General features: G+C 46.8%; 17 protein-coding genes and 6 tRNA genes. 13 read left to right on the plus strand and 10 right to left on the minus strand.

Annotated elements, in window-relative coordinates:
* Nucleotides 1-419: 419 nt before the first annotated feature.
* On the minus strand, nucleotides 420-1607 hold the full coding sequence (locus tag CWC33_RS09595; protein ID WP_100691738.1) for a pyridoxal phosphate-dependent aminotransferase: 1188 nt from the start codon (nucleotides 1605-1607) through the stop codon (nucleotides 420-422).
* Between the two features lie 134 nt (nucleotides 1608-1741).
* Between CWC33_RS09595 and CWC33_RS09600 the strand changes: the two genes are divergently transcribed.
* The 4 genes from CWC33_RS09600 to CWC33_RS09615 all read left to right on the plus strand — a co-directional run bounded on the left by CWC33_RS09600 (nucleotide 1742) and on the right by CWC33_RS09615 (nucleotide 5916).
* Nucleotides 1742-3100 (plus strand): MATE family efflux transporter, encoded by a 1359-nt coding sequence (locus tag CWC33_RS09600; RefSeq protein WP_100691739.1) that lies wholly within the window; start codon nucleotides 1742-1744, stop codon nucleotides 3098-3100.
* On the plus strand, nucleotides 3093-5126 hold the full coding sequence (uvrB, locus tag CWC33_RS09605; RefSeq protein ID WP_100691740.1) for an excinuclease ABC subunit UvrB: 2034 nt from the start codon (nucleotides 3093-3095) through the stop codon (nucleotides 5124-5126). Before CWC33_RS09600 ends, uvrB begins: the two co-directional genes overlap by 8 nt.
* Nucleotides 5127-5234: 108 nt before the next feature.
* Nucleotides 5235-5453, plus strand: coding sequence for a DUF2061 domain-containing protein (locus CWC33_RS09610; protein WP_100691741.1), 219 nt, complete (start codon nucleotides 5235-5237; stop codon nucleotides 5451-5453).
* Entirely contained in the window at nucleotides 5383-5916 is a 534-nt protein-coding gene (locus tag CWC33_RS09615; RefSeq protein WP_100691742.1) for a DUF2919 family protein, read from the plus strand. The genes CWC33_RS09610 and CWC33_RS09615 overlap by 71 nt, the downstream gene beginning before the upstream one ends.
* On the opposite strand, the gene CWC33_RS09620 is transcribed toward CWC33_RS09615, so the two are convergent.
* Nucleotides 5913-6776, minus strand: a complete 864-nt coding sequence (locus CWC33_RS09620) for a DMT family transporter (protein ID WP_100691743.1) — start codon at nucleotides 6774-6776, stop codon at nucleotides 5913-5915. The genes CWC33_RS09615 and CWC33_RS09620 overlap by 4 nt on opposite strands.
* A gap of 102 nt (nucleotides 6777-6878) precedes the next feature.
* On the opposite strand from CWC33_RS09620, the gene CWC33_RS09625 reads away from it, so the two are divergent.
* A complete protein-coding gene (locus tag CWC33_RS09625; protein WP_100691744.1) occupies nucleotides 6879-7772 on the plus strand; it encodes a LysR substrate-binding domain-containing protein in 894 nt (297 codons plus the stop codon).
* A 34-nt stretch (nucleotides 7773-7806) separates the two neighbouring features.
* Here the strand turns inward: CWC33_RS09625 and CWC33_RS09630 are convergent, their stop codons facing one another.
* Together CWC33_RS09630 and CWC33_RS09635 are read right to left on the minus strand one after the other, a co-directional pair.
* Nucleotides 7807-8028: a TM2 domain-containing protein gene (locus tag CWC33_RS09630; RefSeq protein ID WP_088767791.1), complete on the minus strand. Its 222-nt coding sequence runs from the start codon at nucleotides 8026-8028 to the stop codon at nucleotides 7807-7809.
* Between the two features lie 99 nt (nucleotides 8029-8127).
* The gene (locus CWC33_RS09635; RefSeq protein ID WP_100691745.1) at nucleotides 8128-8817 is read right to left on the minus strand and encodes an aspartate/glutamate racemase family protein; all 690 of its coding nucleotides are present in this window, start codon (nucleotides 8815-8817) and stop codon (nucleotides 8128-8130) included.
* Nucleotides 8818-8976: 159 nt separating this feature from the next.
* Here CWC33_RS09635 and CWC33_RS09640 point away from each other — a divergent pair, with 159 nt between their 5' ends.
* On the plus strand, nucleotides 8977-9678 hold the full coding sequence (locus CWC33_RS09640; RefSeq protein WP_100691746.1) for an MOSC domain-containing protein: 702 nt from the start codon (nucleotides 8977-8979) through the stop codon (nucleotides 9676-9678).
* Between the two features lie 67 nt (nucleotides 9679-9745).
* On the opposite strand, the gene CWC33_RS09645 is transcribed toward CWC33_RS09640, so the two are convergent.
* From CWC33_RS09645 to CWC33_RS09655, 3 genes are all read right to left on the minus strand, one after another.
* Nucleotides 9746-11026 carry an acetyl-CoA hydrolase/transferase family protein gene (locus CWC33_RS09645; RefSeq protein ID WP_100691747.1) on the minus strand — a complete coding sequence of 427 codons (1281 nt, stop codon included), beginning with the start codon at nucleotides 11024-11026 and terminating at the stop codon, nucleotides 9746-9748.
* A 129-nt stretch (nucleotides 11027-11155) separates the two neighbouring features.
* Nucleotides 11156-11992 (minus strand): S-formylglutathione hydrolase, encoded by an 837-nt coding sequence (fghA, locus tag CWC33_RS09650; RefSeq protein WP_100691748.1) that lies wholly within the window; start codon nucleotides 11990-11992, stop codon nucleotides 11156-11158.
* A gap of 11 nt (nucleotides 11993-12003) precedes the next feature.
* A complete protein-coding gene (locus tag CWC33_RS09655) occupies nucleotides 12004-13122 on the minus strand; it encodes an S-(hydroxymethyl)glutathione dehydrogenase/class III alcohol dehydrogenase (protein WP_100691749.1) in 1119 nt (372 codons plus the stop codon).
* A gap of 125 nt (nucleotides 13123-13247) precedes the next feature.
* Between CWC33_RS09655 and CWC33_RS09660 the strand changes: the two genes are divergently transcribed.
* Complete coding sequence (locus tag CWC33_RS09660) at nucleotides 13248-14117, plus strand: LysR family transcriptional regulator (RefSeq protein ID WP_100691750.1); 870 nt, start codon at nucleotides 13248-13250, stop codon at nucleotides 14115-14117.
* Nucleotides 14118-14131: 14 nt separating this feature from the next.
* Here the strand turns inward: CWC33_RS09660 and CWC33_RS09665 are convergent.
* Both CWC33_RS09665 and CWC33_RS09670 read right to left on the minus strand, forming a co-directional pair.
* Nucleotides 14132-14207, minus strand: a tRNA-Val gene (locus tag CWC33_RS09665).
* Nucleotides 14208-14243: 36 nt separating this feature from the next.
* A tRNA-Val gene (locus tag CWC33_RS09670) sits at nucleotides 14244-14319 on the minus strand.
* A 192-nt stretch (nucleotides 14320-14511) separates the two neighbouring features.
* Between CWC33_RS09670 and gltX the strand changes: the two genes are divergently transcribed.
* The 6 genes from gltX (at nucleotide 14512) to CWC33_RS09700 (ending at nucleotide 17163) form a co-directional block, all read left to right on the plus strand.
* Nucleotides 14512-15918 carry a glutamate--tRNA ligase gene (gene gltX / locus CWC33_RS09675; protein ID WP_100691751.1) on the plus strand — a complete coding sequence of 469 codons (1407 nt, stop codon included), beginning with the start codon at nucleotides 14512-14514 and terminating at the stop codon, nucleotides 15916-15918.
* A gap of 30 nt (nucleotides 15919-15948) precedes the next feature.
* Nucleotides 15949-16605 (plus strand): carbonate dehydratase, encoded by a 657-nt coding sequence (gene can / locus CWC33_RS09680; protein ID WP_100691752.1) that lies wholly within the window; start codon nucleotides 15949-15951, stop codon nucleotides 16603-16605.
* 135 nt (nucleotides 16606-16740) lie between these two features.
* Nucleotides 16741-16816: transfer RNA gene (locus CWC33_RS09685), tRNA-Ala, on the plus strand.
* A gap of 47 nt (nucleotides 16817-16863) precedes the next feature.
* Nucleotides 16864-16939: transfer RNA gene (locus tag CWC33_RS09690), tRNA-Glu, on the plus strand.
* Between the two features lie 31 nt (nucleotides 16940-16970).
* A tRNA-Glu gene (locus CWC33_RS09695) sits at nucleotides 16971-17046 on the plus strand.
* A gap of 41 nt (nucleotides 17047-17087) precedes the next feature.
* Nucleotides 17088-17163: transfer RNA gene (locus CWC33_RS09700), tRNA-Glu, on the plus strand.
* A 46-nt stretch (nucleotides 17164-17209) separates the two neighbouring features.
* Here CWC33_RS09700 and CWC33_RS09705 read toward each other — a convergent pair.
* The gene (locus CWC33_RS09705; protein ID WP_100691753.1) at nucleotides 17210-17827 is read right to left on the minus strand and encodes an arylesterase; all 618 of its coding nucleotides are present in this window, start codon (nucleotides 17825-17827) and stop codon (nucleotides 17210-17212) included.
* Nucleotides 17828-17829 lie beyond the last annotated feature (2 nt).

Genomic DNA, 17829 nt, shown 5'->3' on the forward strand with positions numbered 1-17829 from the left:
TAACTCTGTTAAATAATACGGTTTACGCGGTGTTGAGCGCCATTTTTGGAATGGTTAAAAATTGCCTAAATAAAAATATATCTATAAAAATCATTAACTTATAAGATATCGATGAACATTTGTTCAGTTTGATGGATTGTTCGACAAGCAATGCGTACAGAATCAGCAACTTGTGTATTTCTTAGTTAAATTGATTGAAAATTGGTCCTGTTCACCATCAAATTTTTGAGTTTTTTCTCTTGACTTCCTGTAAGTCATTTAAAGAAAAGGCACGGAAAGGATCGTAGTGAATTTTGTTAATTTGTAATAAAAGCGTCAAATGAAAATAAGTGAGAAATTTAACAGATAGGAATAAATAAAGTCAGAAAAGAGAAGGGTTTTGGTGCTTAGATTATTTTTTAGCACCAAAACCCTATTTTTTATAAGTTTTCTGCAAAAGTTTTAATGCGTTTGACCGCTTCTTTTAGCGTATTGAGGTCCGTTGCAAACGATAATCGGCAATAGCCTTCAGCACCAAAGGCTGAGCCTGGCACTAGTGCAACATTAGCGTCAGAGAGTAATTTTTCGCAAAACGAGACATCGTCAGATGTTCCGGCTTTTTGCATCAGCTTTTCGATGTGCGCAAACGCATAAAACGTACCATCGCCTGGCACGCAGTCGATACCGTCAATTGCATTTAAGGCCTCGACTAAATAATCGTGACGCTCTTTAAACGCGGTCACCATTGTCTTTATGCAACTTTGATCGCCATCGAGAGCAGCGGAGGCGGCGTATTGACTGATACTGGCTGGGTTGGACGTACTTTGTGATTGCATTTTTTTCATCGCAGCAATAATCGGTGCCGGGCCTGCAGCGTAGCCAATTCGCCAGCCTGTCATTGCATAGGCTTTGGATACGCCGGTAAGAATTACCGTACGATCTTTAAGATCGGGGGCGACCATCGGTAAATTTGCAAAAGCTGAGTCCGACCAGAGAATATGTTCATACATATCATCGGTTGCGATAAGCACATTTGGATAGTCACGCAATACATCTGCTAACGCTTTTAACTCGTCTGCCGTGTAGGCAGTGCCCGCTGGATTTGACGGGCTGTTAATGAACATTAGGCGGGTTTTATCTGTTAGCGCAGCACGTAATTGCTCGGCCGTGATTTTAAAACGCTGATCAATGCCTGCCTGCACAATAACTGGCTCAGCCCCCACCAGCTTGGTCATATCCGGGTAAGAAACCCAGTAAGGCGCAGGAATAACGACTTCGTCCCCCGGGTTTAACCAAGCACTTAACAGGTTAAAGATACTGTGCTTACCCCCCGAGGAAACGATAATTTCGTTGCGCTCGTAGTTTAAGTTGTTGTCACGCTGCAGCTTTCTGATAACAGCGTCTTTTAATTCAACAATGCCATCAACAGCCGTATATTTTGTCTTGCCCTCTTTAATGGCCTGAATAGCGGCTTCTTTAACAAACTCGGGCGTATCGAAGTCTGGCTCCCCAACGCCTAGACCAATGACGTCTTTGCCTTGCTGTCGAAGTTCATTTGCCTTTTGAGTTACCGCTAGTGTCGGTGATGGTTGAATCGAGTTGATACGGTCGGAGAGTTGATAATCCACGTTCAGATCCTGTTTTTCAGATAGAGGAGAATTGCCCAATACTATACGGATTAGGGCGGTTAAAGTCTATTCTCCGTAGCCACAAACAGCGGTCTGAGTTACACTACTGGGCTACTTAACTGAGGAGGATTAGAATGGCAGCTGCCGACGCATCACGAAGTCTTATCAGCGCGCCGGTAGGACAGAAGCTTTGGGAAATGACCTGGCCTGTTATTTTCGGTGTGGCCACCCTTATCAGCTTCAATGTTGTCGACACTTTCTTTATCAGTTTATTGGGCACCGACCCATTAGCGGCTGTTAGTTTTACCTTTCCCGTCACGTTTACTGTAGTGAGCCTGGCCATTGGTCTGGGCATTGGCACGTCCGCTGTTATTGCCCGAAAGTATGGCTCTGACCGACCCGATGAAGCCCATTTTGACGGTTTCTCGGCACTCTCTGTCTCTGCGTTGCTGGTTGCCGCGCTGGCAGTCATTGGTTATGTGTTGATGGAGCCTATCTTTAGTCTGCTGCAAGCTCAAACCAGGCTCATGCCGCTTATTCGGGAGTATATGACGCTGTGGTTTTTTGGTTGCGTTATGTTAGTCACGCCAATGGTCGGAAACGCGGTTTTACGAGCGGCCGGAGATACCCGAACGCCCTCATTAATTATGGCCTCAGGCGGCCTGGCAAATGCCATTTTCGATCCGATTTTAATCTTCGGCTGGGGGCCTGTACCTGCGATGGGCGTGGAAGGAGCCGCATTAGCCAGCGTTATATCGTGGTTTAGCGGGGTATTTTTAGTTTTCTGGCTGTTGCGTCGTAATAAGTTGGTGTCTTTTACGCCGGCTAACGGGCTCAGTTTTGTGGCCGCTTGGGTGAAGTCCGCAAGAGAGGTCTTAAAAATTGGCATGCCCGCCGCCGGTGCGAATATGCTCACTCCACTGGCTATGTCGGTTATGACAGCGATTGTTGCCGCTTACGGTGCGCCTGCGGTTGCCGCCTTTGGGGTTGGCTCGCGCTTAGAGTCTCTGGCGAGTGTTATTATATTGGCTTTATCGATGTCGCTGCCGCCGTTAATAAGCCAAAACTATGGTGCCGACAGGATTGATCGGGTGCAGCAGGCGTATCGTACTGCGTTAAAGTCAGTGCTGATGATTCAGGCTGTTATTTACTTGCTCATGCTCGCAACGGCGCACTGGATAGCGATGGCTTTTGCCGAAGAAAAGGCGGTAGCCGACATTGTTAAGCTGTTTATTTATATTATGCCGTTGGGTTATGGACTACAGGGCGTAATTATTCTGACAAACTCAAGCTTTAACGCAGTGCATAAGCCGATGAATGCATTATGGCTGAGCATTATTCGCTTATTTGTATTGTTCGTACCGTTGTCGTATTTCGGTAGTTTGCTGGCGGATTTAACCGGTCTCTTTATTGGCGGTGTGGTGGCAAATCTGCTAACGGCGACCATTGCCTATGTATGGTTTTCAAAAGAACTCAGGAGGGAGCATGGCTAAGTCATTTCAGTTGGTTTCCAAGTATAAGCCAGCAGGCGACCAGCCGAAAGCCATTGACAGTTTGCTCGATAACTTGGATGCAGGCTTAGCTCATCAAGTCTTACTGGGTGTTACTGGCTCGGGAAAAACCTTCACAATGGCGAATGTGATTGAGCGCTCGCAGCGCCCAACATTAATACTTGCACACAACAAGACGCTCGCTGCCCAGCTTTATGGAGAAATGAAGGAGTACTTTCCGAACAACGCGGTGGAGTACTTTGTTTCTTACTATGACTACTACCAACCCGAAGCCTACGTGCCAACGACCGATACCTTTATTGAAAAAGATGCCTCCATTAATGACCACATAGAACAAATGCGCTTGTCGGCGACGAAAGCGTTGATGGAACGCCGGGATGTTGTGCTGGTGGCGTCAGTGTCGGCCATTTATGGTTTGGGTGACCCAGAGTCATACATGAAAATGATGCTGCATTTACGTCGCGGCGACATTATTGACCAGCGCGATATTTTGCGTCGTTTAGCTCAGCTTCAATACAAGCGAAACGATGCCGCTTTTGAACGTGGTACGTACCGCGTTCGTGGTGAAGTGATTGATATTTTTCCGGCCGAATCGGAAGAGATGGCAGTACGTGTCGAGTTGTTTGATAACGAAGTTGACAGAATCAGCTTCTTCGAGCCATTGACAGGGCAAGTTACAGAGAAGGACGTCGCCCGCGCAACGATTTACCCGAAAACACACTATGTAACGCCGCGTGAAGTGCTGGTCAAAGCGATTGATAAGATTAAAGACGAGCTGAAAGATCGTCGCGATATATTACTGAAGCAAAATAAGCTGATAGAAGAGCAACGTATTAATCAGCGTACTCAGTTCGATATTGAAATGATGCTAGAGCTCGGATACTGCTCGGGCATTGAAAACTACTCCCGTTACTTATCCGGCCGCGCGCCGGGTGAGCCGCCACCGACGTTGATGGACTATTTGCCGGATGATGCGTTGCTCATTATCGATGAGTCTCATGTAACAGTGTCGCAAGTCGGCGCTATGTACAAAGGCGACCGTTCTCGTAAAGAAAACTTGGTGGAATACGGGTTCCGGTTACCGTCAGCGTTGGATAACCGTCCGTTAAAATTTGACGAATTTGAAGCGATAGCACCGCAAACTATCTATGTTTCAGCAACGCCTGGTAAGTATGAACTTGAACGAAGCAGTAACGAGGTGGTTGAGCAGGTCGTTAGACCGACAGGGTTGGTCGATCCAACGATTGAAGTACGCCCGGTAGCGACGCAGGTTGATGACTTGATGTCAGAGATACGTTTACGCACAGAGCAGGGGGAGCGTGTATTGGCAACCACGCTGACCAAGAAAATGGCGGAAGATTTATCCGATTATTTGGATGAGCATGGGATAAAAGTCCGCTACTTGCACTCGGATATAGATACTGTCGAGCGCATGGAAATTATTCGTGACTTACGATTAGGCGAGTTTGATGTGCTGGTCGGAATTAACTTGCTGCGTGAAGGTTTGGATATGCCGGAAGTGTCGCTGGTGGCGATTTTAGACGCCGATAAAGAAGGCTTCTTGCGTTCCGATCGCTCTCTGATTCAGACCATCGGTCGAGCCGCACGTAACGTGAATGGTAAAGCGATTTTGTACGGTGACCGCATTACCGGCTCAATGCAGCGGGCGATTGATGAAACCGAGCGCCGCCGTGAAAAGCAGATTGCGTTTAACAAAGAGCATGGCATCACGCCGAAGGGGTTGAATAAGAAAATTACCGATGTCATGGATTTGGGGCAGGGCAGTGCGTCTGCTCGTAAGAGTAAAGCGGACAAAGCTCTGGCGGAGGTCGCGTCAGGCTATGATGCCCGCACCGTTGTTATTAAAGACACAAAATCGTTATTAAAAGAAATTGAGAACAAAGAGAAGCAAATGTATCAAGCCGCGCAGGATCTCGAGTTTGAGAAAGCCGGGCAGTTGCGAGATGACATTGCACAGTTGCGAGAACAACTAAAGCGCGCCGTATAATTTGCCAGTAAGCGCATTGATGGTAACGAACAGCTTTATCGGTTTTATCTGTTAGATATAAACCTCCCAATCGACCAGAATAAAATAAAGGTCATGCGGGAGGAATTTATGAAAGACGCAGCGAAAACCGTTTCATTTGGTATTATGCATTTTACCATCGCGTTTAGCGTTGTATGGTTAATGACAGGTGACGTGGTTCTTGGGGGCGCAGTGGCGCTGATAGAACCGTTAGTAAATACAGTAGGTTATTATTTCCATGAAAAAATCTGGCAGCGCACAGACAAGCGCCGGACAACAACTGTACGAGAAAGCACGTTACTTGGATAAAGAGGGCAGAGCGAGCTTCCCGCTTTCGCTCCTGCTTGTCATTTTGTTTCAAATGCGCGGCTATGTTGCCGGCATTATTTCCATCACCTTCGCGGAAGATCGAACTCGACTTCTCAAACTCTTCTATACCAACACCGAACAGTTCGGTGTCATGTTATTGGTGGGCCTACCGGCTCTAGTGGTGCTTTTGGCGACCGCTTTTGCGGCTGAAGATGACCGCAACTGGGCAAATGCTGTTATGCGATTCGCCCAGCCGTTATTGATGCTTTCTTTACTGGTTGATGCGGTACTAATAGGCTGGCTTTTTGTCGAGAGCTATGGGGCGTTCTCGTTTGGACGTGCCGCCATTGTCTTTGGTTGGTTTATTTGTATTTGGTATTTATTAAACTCTCGCCGCTGGCGCTTTTACCGTATGCATTTGGCCAGCAGAGAGCCAGCTGACCCAACAGCAGAAAAGAGTTAGACTTCCTGACTCGGTGTTTTCGAACGAGAGTTCATTGTGGTTAGTACTGTTAATGGCACCACAATCAACATCGAGCCGATGTAAAATCGCATATCGGGTTGCTCAGCGAAGAAAACAACGCCGAAAAATACCGCCCCGAGTAGCCCTGTGTATTCTGCGCTGGTGACTTGGTTACTGTCCGCTGCACGGTAGGCATAAACGCAGGTTGCCGCATAAATCATTGAAAATAAACTCGAGCCCACCGCAATTAACAGGACATTCCAGTCAAAAGGCGCAAACTCAATCAGCGCCAGAATCAGAGCGGTTGGAATACCTAACAAATTTGTCAGGTATAAAGTGTCGATAATACCGTGTTGCGTCGGTAGTTTCTTAATAAGCAAGTTGTTAAGAGCCAGCGTGGTCGCCACCACTAGTGCCGCTAAGGCAAAGATATTGGCGCCGCTCGGGTTCAATATAACAATGACGCCCACCATGCCTAAAGCGGCTGTTGCCAAAGAAATAATGGTCACTCTTTCTTTAAATAACAGGCGTGCAAAAACGACCGTAATTAATGGCGCTGCGTAAAAAATCGCGTTAGCGGTTGCCAGCGGTAGCGTCGTTAAAGACACCACCATAAATACTGTACCCACTAAAAATATGTGTGCGCGGGTTGCGTGCCAACGCAGGTTTTTAGGCAATAGGGGTCTGCGAAAATAAAGAATGACCGGCAATAAGATAAGCGTCGCGCTGAGCTGCCGGAACAGCACAAATTGAAATGGTGCCTCAAAACCATCAAGCAGTTTAATGAGAGAGTCAGACAGAATGACCACATTATTGCCAAGAACCAAAAGCAATACCGCTAATATAAGGGAACGATCCATACCAACACCTCCGTTAAACTGCTTGAAAGTGTGAGCATTGTACGAAACACTTTATATAAAATATAATGATATTAAATAATCATTATATGAGATATTTAGATAGTGAGTGTTCCGTTCCGAGCGATACATTACTTTGTTGAAGTGGCCCGTTTACAGAGTTTTTCCAGGGCTGCTGAGCAGTTGCATGTCTCTCAAAGTGCAGTCAGTCATCAGGTTAAATTATTAGAGTCCTATTTGGGTAAACCACTGTTTGTCCGCAAAGGCCGCACCGTTATGCTTACCGCGGTTGGACAGAGCTATTTCCAAGAAGTGGTTGGTGCGCTGGAGTTAGTCGAAAGCGCAACACGCAACGTGAAAGAAAATGACACACGGCAAGTACGCTTGGCCATTCATGGATCACTGGCTGTTAAATGGTTAATTCCAGCACTTGATGACTTCAGAGAGCGGTACCCAAATATTGATTTAACCTTGCAAATGCTGACTCAGGATGGTCAGTTCGACAGTCAGTGGGCGGACTGTTTTATTACCACACAACCGCCGGGTACGGGGTACCAACGCTATCATTTGTACGATGAAACACTGAAACCTTACTGTTCTAAGTCGGTTTGGACCGAAGCGCATCGCATTACCGAGCCTGTTGAATTGGCTCGTTTTCCTTTGCTTTCAGCAATTTCTGCTTTCGCAAACGGTAAGCCGGGTACCGACTGGCAACGTTGGTTCGAAAAGGTGTCATTACGACTCCCTAAAACCGCAAAAGTGCATCACTTCAGTCATTTATTGTTAGCGGCAGAGGCGGCTAAATACGGTCAGGGCATTGCGCTTTTAAATGAGTTTATGACCACCGAAGAAGAGCGGAAAAATAGTCTCTTTGAATTGCCTTTCCATAGTATTCGTACAGACGACAGCTTCTATTTTGTCTATCCGTCATCAACCGCAAAAAGTCCGGGGCTAGAAGCCTTGGGGGATTGGTTAGTAACCTTGTGCAGAAATCGTTAGGAGATAGAAGCGTGCGCGAGGCACGCTCTATTGCTTAATTTCTAACCAATCGACCTTGCTTGTCGCGGAAGCCGCCAACCAGAATAACGATAAAGTCGATAAGCGTCCAAAGGCCTAGGAAACCCAAGGTTAGAAGCATTAAAATGCCAGTGCCTACCTTGCCAACGACAAAGCGGTGAATACCCAAACTACCCAGGAAAAAGCAAACAATCGCCAAAACAACGCGACTGTGCGGACTGACTTCTGCAGGATCCATAAAGAACTCCAAATGTTGTTGTTATATCCTAAGGTGTTAATTAACGAAGAGTTAACACCTTAATAATATGCAGGTAGGAACTCTTTCATTCAAGAGTTTTTAATTTAGCATCCATTCGACTAGGGCTTGGCAGTGAACTTCGGTGGTATCAAACAGTGGTAGTTCGGAGTGTTCTTGCTGCACGAGCAAGCCGATTTCGGTGCAGCCTAAAATAACGCCTTGTGCGCCTTTAGCTGACAGGTCATCAATAATTTTTAGATACTGTTTCCGCGCATCATCGGTAAATTGACCGCGGCAGAGTTCTTTAAAAATGATGTTGTCTACAGTTTTGCTGTCATCCTCATTGGGGATTAAAACCCTTATACCTTGCTTTTCAAGACGTTCTTTATAAAAAGGCTGCTGCATAGTGAAACGAGTGCCTAAAAGCCCAGCTCGTTCAATCTCGTTCTTTTTGAGGTGGTTAGCCAGAGCATCAACAATATGGATAAGCGGAATGGAAACGGCCGCCTCAATTTCCGGGGCAACTTTGTGCATTGTATTAGTTGCTATAACAATACTGTCCGCGCCAGCTTTTTCAAGTTGTTGGGCTTTCGTCACTAGAGCGCTTCCAGCTGCATCCCAGTCGCCTCTGCTCTGCATTCCTTCAATAGGTGCAAAGTCGACACTGGCAAGCAAAATTTCAGCACTATGCAAACCGCCTAACCGCTCATTAATTAATTGATTTAGACGGCGATAATAAGTGCTGGTGGACTCCCAGCTCATACCGCCAATAATGCCGACTGTTCTCATCTCGCCTTCCATTACGTTGTGTTATAGATAACCAGAGTAGCTTAGTTTATTGATAAGGTTAACAAGATGGTTATATCAGAAATGTCTAATGTATGTTTCTTAGACACATAAAAAGAAGTATGGTGCTTATCAAGCTTTAATAGTAGGGAATTTATATTTATGCCGTCTGTATTAGCGGTGCTGTCAGGCAAAGCGAAAGCTTACACACGTCCCAAAACATTTAGTGCTATCGATAAGCGCATGTTAACGGGTGGTATTGAAGTGAATGAGCTAGGACTGGTTGGTGATGAAGTCGGCGATCCTAGGGTACATGGAGGTAAAGACAAGGCAGTCCACTGTTATCCCAGTGAACATTACGAGTACTGGAAAACCGCAATTGGCGGCAAAAGAGTATTGAATACTCCCGGAGCCTTTGGTGAAAACCTTCACACTGTTGGGTTAACTGAACAAACCGTATGCTTAGGTGACCAATACCAGATCGGGAGTGTTGTATTTGAAGTTAGTCAGGGCAGACAGCCCTGTTGGAAACTGAATGATCGATTTGACGTCAAGGATATGGCTTTGCAAGTGCAAAATACGCGACGTACTGGCTGGTATTTTCGGGTGCTTAAACCTGGTGACCTAAAAGCTGGAGACTCTATTGCTTTACTGGAGAGACCATATCCAGATTGGAGCTTATATCGTATTTGTAGAACGCTTTATGCTCGGGAAGCACCACTGACTGAGCTGGAGCAGTTAAAGGCGTTGCCGCTACCTGAGTCGTGGGCTCGCCTTATTGAACGAAAGTACTCTAACGCACTAAATAAAAAGAATGATGATTTCGACCACTCTGTACGTACCAATGGCCCGCCTCCTCATTGATACCCACCCGAATCAATAGAGTGTTAACTCCGTCGAGTGGGCATCCGCGTAATCGGTTAACAGTTAACTAAGTTATGTTCAATCCCCAGTCGTCATAAGCCGCTTTTGCCAGTTCCTCACGAAATTTCGGGTCGGCAATATGGATCAGCTCGCGCGCCCGTTCACTCATGCTCTTAGCGCGTAAGTTAGCCACGCCATGCTCAGTGACAATGTAATGAACGTGGGCGCGGGTGGTGACCACGCCGGCGCCCGGAGCAAGTAATGAACTAATGCGTGATACGGTTCCTCCACAGGCCGTTGAGGGCAGAGCAATCACTGAGCGCCCGCCTTCCGATAAGCTGGCGCCGCGCACAAAGTCCATTTGACCACCGACGCCTGAGTATATTTTCGTGCCAATAGAGTCAGCGCAGACTTGTCCGCTTAGGTCGACCTGCAAAGCACTGTTTATAGACATAACTTGTTTATTCTGGCGAATAACCGAGGTGTCATTGGTATACTCAACATCGAGGAAAAACACTTCCTGGTTATCATCAACAAAGTCATAAAGTGCCTGAGTGCCCATCGCGAAAGTGGTGACAATGCGGCCACGGTGCTTACGCTTACGGCTATTGTTTATGACGCCACGCTCAACTAAGGGCAATACCCCGTCAGAGAACATTTCGGTGTGAATGCCCAAATCTTTATGATGGTGCAGGCAAGCTAGCGTCGCATCGGGTATGGCACCAATGCCCATTTGTAAGCAGTCACCGTCGTCAATGAGGCCAGCAACGCGCTCACCAATTTTTTGTGTAATAGGGTTTTGTGGCGGTTGTTGATGTAGTGGAATAGGGGCAGCTTCCTCGAAATAACGATCAAACCGTTTTAATGAAACCAAGGCGTCACCGTGGGTGCGAGGCATATTTGGGTTTATCCAGGCAACCACTTTTTTTGCCACTTGCAATGCCGCCCGAGTTGCTTCAACCGAAATCCCTAAGCTGCAATTGCCATGTTTATCCGGTGGTGATACCTGAACGATAGCCGCATCCAGAGGCTGTTCGCCTGAGCGAAATAACTTGGGAATTTCTGAAAGGAAAATAGGGACATAGTCGGCGAGTCCCTGATTAACGGCCTGCCGGGTTGAGGCGCCGACAAAGAAAGCACGTTGGCGAAGGTGCCCTTTAAGCTCCGGGTCGCATAGTATTTCACTGTACTCTGTGTGCAGTTGCAGTAGTGTTAGCTCTTTTCGTTGTTTTGCGACTTCTTTCAGACCTTCAAGTAATTTATAGGGTGTGGCCGCCATTGACTGACACCAAATAACATCACCATCGTTAATAATCGAGAGCGCTTCTGCAGCTGAATTAACTTTCATTACGGCTTCCTTTCTAGCGAGAAGTATTGAGCGAGATCAGAAGTATAACCGCTTTACGTGTGAGGGTATTTACCCAGTAAGTAATACCTACGTAGCCTGACATAAATGTCAGGCTACGTCGGCGGCATGTTACGCGTTTAAATACTTCGCATGGAAGCGAAGCTGAGCTTCAATAAATGACGAGATGAAGTAATAACTGTGGTCATAGCCATCGTGTAAATGAACGGTACCGCCGCCGTTGGCTTCGTTAATGGCGTTTTTTAAATTCTCCGGTTTTAACTGCTCTTCTAAAAAACCGTCAGCTAAGCCCTGATCAACCCGAATGGGGAGTGTCTGTCCTTTAGATTTAATGATCTCAACGGCATCGTATTGCTTCCATTGTTCGCGATCATTGCCCAAGTAAGCGCTAAAGGCTTTTTCTCCCCAGGGGCATTGCGTTGGGTTGGTAATGGGTGAAAACGCGGAAATACTGGTGTAACGGTCACTGTTACGTAAACCAATAACCAAAGCACCGTGCCCGCCCATCGAGTGACCGGCAATGGCGCGCTTGTCGCTAACCGGCAGCTCCGATTCAACCAATTCCGGAAGCTCCTTCACAATGTAGTCGTACATTTGATAATTCGACTTCCATGGCTCTTGAGTGGCATTAAGGTAAAAGCCAGCGCCTAAGCCTAAATCATAAGCGCCGTCGGCATCGTCGGCTACGTTGTCTCCACGTGGGCTGGTATCGGGAATAATTAAGGCAATACCAAGCTCTGTGGCGACACGCTGCGCGCCGGCTTTTGTAGAAAAGTTTTCATCAGTGCAGGTGAGTCCCGATAGAAAATAAACCGATGGCACTTCCGTTTTTTCTGCGCGCAATGGCAAAAAGACACTGAACTGCATAGCGCAGTTCAGTACTTCAGAGTCATGTTCAAAGCGCAGCTGACGACCGCCAAAACAGCGGGTTTCGCTAACTTGTTTCATTAAAGACTCCATTAATAATGAATAACTGAACGAATCGATTTGCCTTCGTGCATTAAATCGAACGCTTTATTAATGTCTTCTAATGACATGGTATGAGTAATAAAGGTATCTAAGTCAAACTTACCGTCCATGTATTGTTTAACATAGTCAGGCAGTTCGGTACGACCTTTCACGCCCCCAAAAGCACTGCCGCGCCATACGCGACCTGTCACCAGCTGGAACGGGCGGGTAGAGATTTCTTCACCGGCACCGGCAACACCAATAATAACGGATTCGCCCCAGCCTTTGTGACAGCACTCAAGTGCGGCGCGCATAACATCAACATTACCAATACATTCGAATGAGAAGTCGACGCCGCCATCAGTCATGTCAACAATGACTTCCTGAATAGGTTTGTCGTATTCGGTTGGGTTCACAAAGTCAGTCGCGCCTAGCTCTTTGGCAATTTTCTGTTTGTCGTCGTTCACATCAATGGCAATAATGCGGGAAGCTTTAGCTTGTACCGCACCAATAATAACGGCCAGACCAATACCGCCCAGACCAAATACGGCAACGGTATCGCCTTCCTGAACCTTGGCTGTGTTTTTAACTGCACCCATGCCGGTAGTAACGCCACACCCCAATAAGCAGACCTTTTCTAATGGTGCTTCTTTAGGGATTTTAGCCAGTGAAATTTCAGGTAGAACGGTATATTCAGAGAACGTTGAAGTGCCCATGTAGTGATAAATAGTCTCGCCGTCTTTAGAGAAACGGCTGGTGCCGTCCGGCATTAAGCCTTTACCCTGAGTGGCACGGACTGCCTGACACAGGTTAGTTTTACCCGAGGTACAGAACTTACATTCACCACATTCTGCCGTGTACAGGGGAATGACATGGTCTCCCACCTCAACGGAAGTGACACCTTCGCCGACAGACTCAACAATACCGCCACCTTCGTGACCTAATACTGACGGGAAAATACCTTCCGGATCTTTACCCGACAAAGTGTAGGCATCAGTATGGCAGACACCGGTTGCGATAATACGAACACGTACCTCACCTTTCTTTGGTGGTGCAACATCAATAACTTCTTCTTTGAGTGGCTCGCCCGGACCCCAGGCAACCATAGCGCGTGACTTAATTGTTTCCATGATGTTTCCTTTTAGACAGTTAATTTAATTACGTAAAAGCGTAGCCTAAGTTTAACTTTTTCTCATAAGCAGGTAATCTTATGTTTATACAAATTACTTTTTCATAAATGAAATAATAGGTTGAAATGAAAGCTTGGCAGGGAATTAGTGAGTTTGCCGCTGTCGCTGAACGGCAGAGCTTTACCGCAGCAGCGCAGGAGTTAGGTCTGTCTGTCGCACAGGTCAGTCGGAATATAGCTGCGCTGGAGAGTCGACTGCATATGCAACTGCTTTACCGGTCGACCCGCAGTGTCAGCTTAACAGAAGAAGGGGAGCTATATCTGCCGCACTGCCAGCATTTAGTCGCCAGCTTGAGGGATGCCGATCAGGCCATTCAGCAGCGCACACAACAACCTCAGGGACTTATTAGAATTACTGCGCCTGTCTATTATGGTGAACGTTTTATAGCACCACTTTTAAATAACTTTCTACAAGTTTATGAAGACTGTCGGCTTGATCTGCAATTGACCAACGAACAGGTCGACCTAATCGAAGGTAGTTATGATGTGGCGATACGTTTAGGGCAACTGGGTAACCCAAGATTAAGGGCGCGTAAGTTGGGAACTCGTCGCCACTATGTTGTAGGCGCACCGAGTTATTTTAAAAGCTTTGGAGAGCCTAACACGATAAATGAACTGGAAGCTCATCGTTGTTTTACGGGCACGGTTAAACAGTGGCGTTTTGAGGTAGAAGGGCGATCTGAAACTTTCCGACCTGAGCTTTATTTGCATTGTAACAACGGCTTGGCGCTAAGAGATGCAGCGATAAAAGGCTTGGGTCTAGCGATGCTACCTGATTACTACGTGACAGAGGCACTGGAAACCGGTCAACTGAAAGAGGTTTTGGGACAATTTAGACAAGAAGACGACGGTATTTGGGCGCTGTATCCTGAAAACAGGCAAGTGATTCCGAAAGTCAGAGTTTTGTTAGATTATTTGCTTGAAAATCTGAAATGAGCAGGAATAAAAAATGGTGGTTGCTACTGGGCTCGAACCAGTGACCCTCGCCTTGTAAGGGCGATGCTCTCCCAACTGAGCTAAGCAACCATCCTGAAGGTCTGCAACTAAGGGGAAGAAGAGAAGTGGTGGTTGCTACTGGGCTCGAACCAGTGACCCTCGCCTTGTAAGGGCGATGCTCTCCCAACTGAGCTAAGCAACCATTCTCACTGTGACACTTCTGCGTCGTTGCGAGGAGGCATTATAGGGATCAGATAAAAACTGTCAAATAAAAATTGCGAACTTTGTGTTGTTTGCTGACATTTTAATCATTTCGATTAGCAGATGCGCTGAGCGCTCAGTCTTGATAAACTTGCCGCCATTATTTTGACCGGTTTAAATGAAAGGAAAAAACATGAGTGTGGTAACGCGTTTTGCTCCCAGTCCAACAGGTTATTTGCATGTCGGTGGTGCTCGTACCGCTTTATATTCTTGGTTAGTTGCCAAGGCACAAGGCGGTGAGTTCGTATTACGTATTGAAGACACCGACCGTGAGCGCTCAACACAGCCTGCTATTGATGCAATTTTAGAAGGCATGGAATGGCTAGGGTTGAACTGGGATCGTGGTCCTTATTATCAAACTCAACGTTTTGACCGCTACAAAGAGCTTATTGATAAGCTTTTGGAAGAAGATAAAGCTTACAAGTGCTATTGTTCTGCCGAGCGTTTGGAAAAAATGCGTGAAGAGCAAATGGCAGCCGGTGAAAAGCCTCGCTACGACGGTCATTGCCGTGATAATCCTAACGTTGGCGGTGACAAATACGTGATTCGTTTTCGTAACCCGCAAGAAGGTAGCGTGGTTTTCGATGATCACATTCGCGGGCGTATTGAATTTGCGAATACTGAGCTGGATGATTTGATCATTGCCCGAACCGATGGCACGCCGACCTATAACTTCTGTGTTGTCGTAGATGACTGGGACATGGATATTACGCATGTTGTTCGTGGTGAAGACCACATTAACAACACACCGCGCCAGATTAATATCCTTAAAGCTCTAGGGGCGCCTGTACCAGAATATGCACACGTTTCCATGATTTTAGGTGACGACGGTAAAAAGCTTTCTAAACGTCACGGCGCGGTCAGTGTCATGCAATACCGTGATGACGGTTATGTACCTGAAGCGGTCGTTAACTACTTAGCGCGCCTGGGTTGGTCTCATGGTGATCAGGAAATATTCAGTCGCGAAGAACTCATTGAATACTTCAAACTGGATGATGTGAATAAAGCAGCATCTGCCTTTAATACCGAAAAGCTGAACTGGCTAAATCAGCACTATATGAAAACGCTGCCGGCTGAAAAAGTGGCGCCACAACTGCGGTGGCAGTTTGACCAAATTGGCGTGGATACCAGCAACGGTCCTGCTCTTGAGAAAGTGGTTGCGTTGCAGGCCGACCGAGTGAAAACTCTGAAAGAAATGGCTGCCATTAGTCGTTATTTCTACGAATCAGTCGACGAATTTGAAGAGAAGGCGGCGAAGAAGCATTTACGTCCTGTGGCGAAAGAGCCTTTATTAAAAGCAAAAGAACTGCTTGGAGCAGTGAACGACTGGAATGCTGATACGATTCAGGCCGCAATTAATCAAACGGCCGCTGATTTGGATGTCGGAATGGGTAAAGTAGGTATGCCTTTAAGGGTAGCCGCTACCGGTGGAGGTAACTCTCCTTCGTTAGGTGAAACCCTGGAATTAATACCCCCAAAAACCGTTTTGGCGCGAATTGACCTTGCTTTAGAATTTATAGCTCAGCGTGAGAGTGCGTAACATTGCGTTAAAACGGCTTTAGGATACATCATGCCAGACATTAAGCATTTGATTGAAAACAATAAAGCGTGGGCGGAAGAGCAGATCCAAAGAGACCCTGACTTCTTTAAACGTTTGGTAGGGCAGCAAGCTCCAGAGTACTTATGGATTGGCTGCTCTGATAGTCGAGTGCCGGCGAATCAGATTGTTGGTATGGATCCTGGCGAGTTATTCGTGCACAGAAATGTGGCAAACCAGGTTATTCAGACAGATTTTAACTGCCTGTCTGTGATTCAGTTTGCTATTGAAACGTTGAAGGTTCGACACGTACTAGTCGTGGGGCATTATGGCTGCGGCGGTGTCAAAGCTGCTATGGAATCAAAGCCCCATGGGTTGGTTGACCACTGGCTGTATCCGATTCGCGATGTTTACCGCGAGCATGCCGATGAAATAGCTGTTCTGGAAGACTCTCAAAAAGTTGATCGTTTGTGCGAATTGAATGTCATAGAGCAGGTAAAAAATCTAGCTAAAACTAATGTTGTTCAGGAAGCCTGGGATAGAGAACAGCCTCTTACGTTACATGGTTGGGTTTATCGTTTGGATAACGGTTTAGTGAATGACATGAATGTGTCTGTTTCAAGTCGGGAAGGGTTGGAAGAGGTGTATCATGTTTATCACCAAAAACTGCCGGACGGCTTGAAAAAATAGTTTTTGATGAATAACTGAACAAACTGCCATAAAAACAGCCAAACAGTCTTATTTTTTCAAAAAATAGTTGACACATTAGCGCCGCTCGAAATAGAATGCGCCCCGCTGTCAAGGCAGTCTGTGATTGCCAGGTGCGGGGCTATAGCTCAGCTGGGAGAGCGCTTGCATGGCATGCAAGAGGTCAGCGGTTCGATCCCGCTTAGCTCCACCACGTTGTTTTCGGTAGAGCACCGACAGTAGTAAAAAGTATTTGGTTGCGTCCCCTTCGTCTAGAGGCCTAGGACACCGCCCTTTCACGGCGGTAACAGGGGTTCGAATCCCCTAGGGGACGCCATTCAAATACTGTGATGCAAAGTGATTATTGCGTCCCCTTCGTCTAGAGGCCTAGGACACCGCCCTTTCACGGCGGTAACAGGGGTTCGAATCCCCTAGGGGACGCCATCTCTTTTAAGAGGTTCACAACGCACATCAAACAGTCCAGGGTCCCCTTCGTCTAGAGGCCTAGGACACCGCCCTTTCACGGCGGTAACAGGGGTTCGAATCCCCTAGGGGACGCCATTTAAGGACAATACACTAACCGCCCGAAGGCGGTTTTTTTGTGCCTTTATTTTGTCAGCTCGAGTAAATAGGGTTCTAAGAAGTCAGCGATTTTGGGCTGGGCTTCCGCGGTGGGGTGAATGCCATCGTTCTGCACATAGTCTGGGTTAGTCGCTATTTTCTCCATAAAGAACGGCACGAGTTTAACGCCTTCTTCTTTCGCAACTTCTTCAAAAACTTGTCGAAACTGTTCGGCGAATCTCTGACCATAGTTGGGTGGTACCATAACCTGGCTCAACGCTACTTTAACGCCTTGTTGCTGCGCTTTATCGATCATTTGTTTCAAGTTTGACCGAACTGTGTTGAGGTCAAACCCTCTAAGACCATCGTTGCCACCTAATTCAATAAATAATGCGTCGGGTTGGTGACGCTCTAAAACGCCTTCTAAGCGGCTTAAACCACCACGAGTGGTCTCGCCACTAATACTGGCGTTTATGATGTTAATATCGGGGTGAGAGCTGTTCCAGCGACGGTCGAGTTCGGCCACCCAGGTTTGCTCCTGAGAAAGTCCGTAACCGGCGCTTAGGCTGTCACCTAAAACGACAAGTGAGACATTTGCGGAAACACTGCGTATAACTAGCAACAGTGATAAAAATAGACACGTTTTCAAAAGGAAGTTTTTCATTT

Origin of the sequence: Idiomarina sp. X4 (assembly GCF_002808045.1) — a bacterium.
Lineage (GTDB): Bacteria > Pseudomonadota > Gammaproteobacteria > Enterobacterales > Alteromonadaceae > Idiomarina.